At 69.4% G+C, this 5,584-nt stretch carries 5 protein-coding genes; 3 read left to right on the forward strand and 2 right to left on the reverse strand.

The window, feature by feature from the left end; all coding sequences use genetic code 11:
• Nucleotides 1-86 precede the first annotated feature (86 nt).
• The 3 genes from ACT6Y9_RS08285 (at nucleotide 87) to panF (ending at nucleotide 2,694) form a co-directional block, all read left to right on the forward strand.
• Complete coding sequence (locus tag ACT6Y9_RS08285) at nucleotides 87-725, forward strand: uracil-DNA glycosylase (protein WP_443744192.1); 639 nt, start codon at nucleotides 87-89, stop codon at nucleotides 723-725.
• Nucleotides 726-889: 164 nt separating this feature from the next.
• Complete coding sequence (locus tag ACT6Y9_RS08290; protein ID WP_295479800.1) at nucleotides 890-1,183, forward strand: YhdT family protein; 294 nt, start codon at nucleotides 890-892, stop codon at nucleotides 1,181-1,183.
• On the forward strand, nucleotides 1,180-2,694 hold the full coding sequence (gene panF, locus ACT6Y9_RS08295; RefSeq protein ID WP_443744193.1) for a sodium/pantothenate symporter: 1,515 nt from the start codon (nucleotides 1,180-1,182) through the stop codon (nucleotides 2,692-2,694). The genes ACT6Y9_RS08290 and panF overlap by 4 nt, the downstream gene beginning before the upstream one ends.
• Before the next feature lie 661 nt (nucleotides 2,695-3,355).
• Here the strand turns inward: panF and trpA are convergent.
• Both trpA and trpB read right to left on the reverse strand, forming a co-directional pair.
• Nucleotides 3,356-4,180 (reverse strand): tryptophan synthase subunit alpha, encoded by an 825-nt coding sequence (gene trpA, locus ACT6Y9_RS08300; protein WP_443744194.1) that lies wholly within the window; start codon nucleotides 4,178-4,180, stop codon nucleotides 3,356-3,358.
• 26 nt (nucleotides 4,181-4,206) lie between these two features.
• Complete coding sequence (trpB, locus tag ACT6Y9_RS08305) at nucleotides 4,207-5,439, reverse strand: tryptophan synthase subunit beta (protein WP_443744195.1); 1,233 nt, start codon at nucleotides 5,437-5,439, stop codon at nucleotides 4,207-4,209.
• Between the last annotated feature and the right edge of the window lie 145 nt (nucleotides 5,440-5,584).

Below are 5,584 nucleotides of genomic sequence, written 5' to 3' on the forward strand. Positions count from 1 at the left end.
AGCAGACATCCTCTGCATCACCGAAGACCAGGTCAAGGTGAACATCTTCAGGGCCTGCTCCCGCGCCTGCGGTCGCCTCGCTCGGCATGCCCGAGGATCTCGCGCAGAAAATCCTCACGGCCGACTGGGAGACGCTCGCGAAGATGGCCGAGGACTGCCGCTGCTGCGCCATGGCCTCGACCCGGCAGCACGTGGTGTTCGCGCAGGGCGCGCCCGGCCCGAAGCTCGTCGTCATCGGCGAGGCGCCGGGCGCCGAAGAGGACCTCCAGGGCCTTCCCTTCGTCGGGAAGTCCGGACAGCTCCTCACGGCGATGCTTGACGCCCTCAACATCGTGCGCGGCCGCGACGCGGTGGTCCTCAACGTCCTCAAGTGCCGGCCGCCGCGCAACCGCAATCCCGAGCCCGCGGAGATCACCTGCTGCGGGCATTGGCTCAGGCGCCAGTTGGAGCTCCTCGCCCCCGACGTGCTCTTTCTCGTCGGGCGCTTCGCGATCGAGGCGGTGCTCCATCCGGGGGAGGGCTTCTCGATCGGCCGCATGCGCGGGCGCGTGCATGACGCTGAGGTCGCCGGCCGCCGGATTCCCGCGGTCGCGACCTACCATCCCTCGTACCTCCTGCGTTCGCCCGATGAGAAGGCGAAGGCCTGGGAGGACCTTGTGCTCCTGCGGCACGTCATGACTGAGGCCGGCATCGCTCTCGCGCCGCGCGAAAAGCGCTGGAACTGACGGAGAGCAGGCGCCCGCAATACGCCGTTTGGCGAGTGCGCGGACGCACTTCCTTTCGGCCGTCCGCATGAGGCGGCGCAGGGCGCCTGCGTGTAGTCTGCGTCTTCCGCAAGGAGAACGGACCCGCACGCCGCGGGATGATTCACCTCATTCATTTTTGAACCATGTCGCAAACTGAAACGACGCCCGACGCCTACGACCGGGCGCTCGAGCGCTGCTCGCGCGAAGCGGCTGCCACGCTCGCGGCGGCCGTCGCTACCACGGTCTTCTTCTGGGGAGCGCTCTTACTCACCGCCGGGAGCACCGCGCGGTTCTTCGGCCTCCCGCTCTGGTTCCTCGCCTCCGTCGTGGGCGGGTACTTCTTCTCGATCGCGGCGGTGCTCTGGATCGTGAAGCGCGTCTTCCGCGACGTGCCGCTCGACCTCAAGCCCGACGACTCCGGGGAGGCCGCGCGATGACCGACCGCATCCTCATCTTTCTCCCGCTCGCGGTCTTCTTCCTCGCGCTCGTCCTGACGACCGTCTGGACGGAGCGCACGAAGAGTCGCCGGCTTGAAGCCGGTCCGGGGTTCGTGAACGAATACTTCCTGGGCAGCCGGAGCCTTTCGGGGTTCGTGCTCGCGATGACGCTGATCGCCACCTACGGCTCGGTCTCCTCCTTCGTCTCGGGCCCGGGCATCGCCTGGAAGCTCGGCCTCGGCTGGGTGGTTTTCGCCGCCCCGCAGATCATCACGGGCTTCCTCGTCCTCGGGCTCCTCGGCAAGAAGATGGCCCTCGTCTCGCGCGCGGCGGGCGCGATCACGGTGACGGGGCTCCTCGAGAAGCGCTTCGGGAGCCCCGCGCTCACGGTGCTCCTTTCCGTTGCGCTCCTCGTCTTCTTCTGCGCGATGATGACCGGACAGTTCATCGGGGGCGCGGCGATCTTCGCCGAGGCCGCGGGCATTTCGCCCACGACGGGGCTCCTCCTCTTCGGGCTCCTCACGGTCTTCTACACGGCCTTCGGGGGCTTCCGCGCCGTCGCCTGGACCGATACGGTCTGCGCCGTTCTGATGCTGGTCGGCATGGTGATGCTCGGGGGCTCGATTCTCGACGAAGCGGGGGGCCTCACCGCGGCGATGGAGCGCGCGGCCGCGGCCGGGCTCGCCGATCCGGCCGCCGACCTCGCAACGAGCTCGATGCTCTCGCCCAACGCGGGCGGGGCGCTTCCCTGGACGCTACTCTTCTCGACTTGGATCCTCGTTGGGTTCGGCACCGCGGGGCTGCCGCAGTCGGCCGTGCGCTGCATGAGCTACCGCGCCTCGCCCGACCTCCATCGGGCGATGGTAGTGAGCACCGTCGTCTGCGGCGCGCTGATGGTGGGCGTCACCACGGTGGGCGTTTTGGCGCGCGGCCTGCCCGAGCTCGATCTCGGCGGGGCGTCAACCGACCACCTCGTGCCGCGCCTCATCACCGAGCACCTCACGCCGCTTGAAGCGGGCGTCACGCTGATCGGCCCCCTGGCCGCGACCATGTCCACGGTGAGTTCGCTTCTCATCGCCGCCTCGTCGGCCGTCGTAAAGGACCTTCTCCTCACGGTGAAGCCTGACTGGGCGGGGCGGGACCTGCTGCTGCTGCGGATCTCGCGCGCCGCGACGCTGCTGCTCGGCCTGGTCTCGATGCTCTTTGCCATCCATCCGGCCGACCTCATCGCCTGGATCAATTTGGGCGCCTTCGGCGGGCTTGAGCTCGCGTTCCTCCTCCCCCTCGCGGGCGGCCTCTACTGGCGCCGCGCGACGGCCGCGGGATGCCTTGTCTCGATCCTCGCGAGCCTCGCCCTCTACGCCTTCATCCTCATCGCGAAGCCCGACATCGCGGGCTTCCATGCGGTCGTGCCGGCCTTCGCCGCTGCCGCGGCGCTCTTCGTGGGCGTGAGCCTCGTGACGAGGCAGCACCCGCGCGCGGAGCTCCGCTGGTTCTTCCCGCGGCGCTGAAAGAGGGGACTGCGCTACTCCTCGAGGCTCCGCGCGATCTGCTCGAGGCATGCGCTCGAGGAAACTCAGCTCCTCCTCGGGGCTCTCCATGGTGTAGATCGGCACCACCCGCGCGCCCGCCTCCGCGGCGAGCGTGCGGCTCGCGGTCAAACTCTTCGGGGATCTCTCCGGGGGCGAGCGGCAGCGGGTGCTGCTCGCCCGGGCGCTCGCGGGCGGGCTCGACCATCGCGATCTGCTCCTTCTCGACGAGGCGGACGCGGGCGTAGACGCCGCCGGGCGGAGCTGGTTCTGGGACCTTCTCATTGAACTCAACCGCAGCCGCGGCCTCACGATCCTCGCCGTCGAACGCGACCTCGAGGCCGTACGGCGGGCGGGCACCGCGGTGCTTGCGCTCGACCGTACGAGAGCAAAGTACCTCCCAGCGGGCGCGCCGGCGGACTTCACCGCAGCGGCGACCGTCCGGGACCTACCGGAGGAGGCTCGAGAACCTGCGCCAACGAGGGGCTCGTGCGCCGCTTCGTCCTCGACCGCGCGAAGGCCGGGGCCACGTCCGGCGGGAAGCCCGCCGCCTGACGCCCCGTCAAGCCGGCCTTCTCAAATGGAAACACCGCCCCCGGCCCGAAGGTCTGAGGCGGCGTTTTGCGCATTTGCGGCCCCGTCGTCAGGCGCGGGTCGCGGCCTTCATTTCGGCGGTGAAGGCCGTGAGGGCCTCCTCCATCCGCTTCGGGTCGCCGAGGTTCGCCTCGATCAGCTTCGTGACGGCCGAGCCCGCGATCGCGCCCGAGGCGCCCGCCTTGATCGCCGCGCGCACGTGTTCGGGGCGCGAGATGCCGAAGCCGAGAAGGAGCGGCGCGGCTCCGGCGGCCCGCAGCGTCTCAATCTCCTTCACCGAAGGCGTTCCCGCGGCGCGGTCCGTGCCGGTGATGCCGACGCGCGAGAGCAGGTACACGTAGCCCGTGGAGCGCTTCGCCACCTTGCCGAGGAGCGCTTCCGAGGCGTTCGGAGGTGCGAGCGCGATGAGGTGCAGCCCCGCGGCGCGGGCCGCCTCGTCCCATTCGGGCTCGAGCTCACGCATCGCGATCGGGACGTCCGGGATGAGGACGGCGTCGGCGCCCGCGGCCTTTGCCGCGCGCAAGAAGTTCTCCAATCCGGGCGCCACCGTGAGGTTCACGTAGAGCATCAGGGAGATCGGAAGGTCGGGGTGCTTTTCGCGCACGCCCTTCACGAGGGCAAGGCACTTCGCGGTCGTGGAGCCCGCGGCGAGCGCGCGGCCCGCGGAAGCCTCGATCACCGGGCCGTCGGCGCACGGGTCCGAGAAGGGAATGCCGAGCTCGAGCGCGTCGGCGCCGCCCGTGATGAGGGATTCAAGGACCCGGGCGGAAAGCTCCGGCGTCGGGTCGCAGAGGTTGACGAAGGGGACGAAGGCGCCTTCGTGGTGAAGGGCGAGGCGCTCGAAGAGCGCGGCGAAGCGGTCGGGTTGAGTCATGGGAGTTCTCTTGTCTGGTGCGTGAATCAGGCGAGGAGTTGCTCGGCGGCGTCCGGAGCGAGCCGCCCGTTCGTGAAGAGACCGTCGGCTTCGAGCCGTTGGCTCACCTGGAAGATGTCCTTGTCGCCGCGCCCGGAGAGGTTGACGATGAGCTTCTGCTCCTTGTCGGGATTCTCGCGGGCGAGCTTCAGAGCGTAGGCGAGGGCGTGGGCGCTCTCGAGCGCCGGGATGATGCCTTCGCGGCGCGAGAGCTCGATGAAGGCCGAGAGCGCCTCGCGGTCGGTGGCGCTGCGGTATTGCGCGCGCCCGATCTCCTGGAGGTAGGCGTGCTCGGGGCCGACCGAGGGAAAGTCGAGGCCCGCGGAAATGGAGAAGCTCTCCTCGATCTGGCCTTCCGGGGTCTGCATGTTGAGCGAGCGCGCGCCGAAGAAGATTCCGGGGACGCCCTTTTCGAGCGTCGCGCCGTGGTCGGGCGTGTCGAGGCCCCGGCCGGCGGGTTCGACGCCGATGAGCTTCACTTCCTTGAAGGGCACGAAGTCCGTGAAGAGGCCGATTGCGTTCGATCCTCCGCCCACGCAGGCGATGACGGCGTCGGGGAGGCCTCCTTCGAATTCGCGGAACTGCGCGCGCGCCTCTTCGCCGATCACCTTCTGGAACTCGCGCACGATCGTCGGGAAGGGATGCGGACCCGCGGCGGTGCCGAGCATGTAGTGCGTGTCGGCGAAGCTCCCCGCCCAGTCGCGCAGCGCCGCGTTGCACGCTTCCTTCAGGGTCCCGCGGCCCGCGGTGACGGGACGCACTTCGGCGCCCATGAGCTCCATGCGGAAGACGTTGGGCTTCTGGCGCTCGACGTCCTTCGCGCCCATGTAGACCACGCACTCAAACCCGAGGAGCGCGCAGGCGAGCGCCGTCGCGACGCCGTGCTGGCCCGCGCCCGTCTCGGCGATGATGCGGTGCTTGCCCATGCGGCGCGCGAGGAGCGCCTGGCCGAGCACCTGGTTCGTCTTGTGCGCGCCCCCGTGCATCAGGTCCTCGCGCTTGAGGTAGATCGTGGTCTTCGTGCCCGCGGTGAGGTTGCGGCACTTCGTGAGGGGGGTCGGCCGTCCGCCGTAGTTGACGAGGAGGCCGCGGAGCTCCGCCTTGAAGGCGTCGTCGTCGCGCGCTTCGATGAAGGCCTCCTCCAACTGGTCGAGGGCCGGAATGAGGACTTCGGGGACGAACTGACCGCCGAAGCGGCCGAAGTAGGGGTTGAGCTTCATGATGTGTTCTCTGCTTGAAATGGGGGTGGAGTCCGTTGGGCGCTGCGGGTCTCAGGCGGGAATGGCGCGCAGCGCCCGGAAGGCCGCCTGAAGGAGCGCCTTCGACTTGACGCCGGGGGCGGATTCGACGCCGGAATTGAGGTCC

Source organism: Sutterella sp. (genome assembly GCF_052272535.1).
In the GTDB taxonomy this organism is placed as follows: Bacteria; Pseudomonadota; Gammaproteobacteria; order Burkholderiales; family Burkholderiaceae_F; genus Sutterella.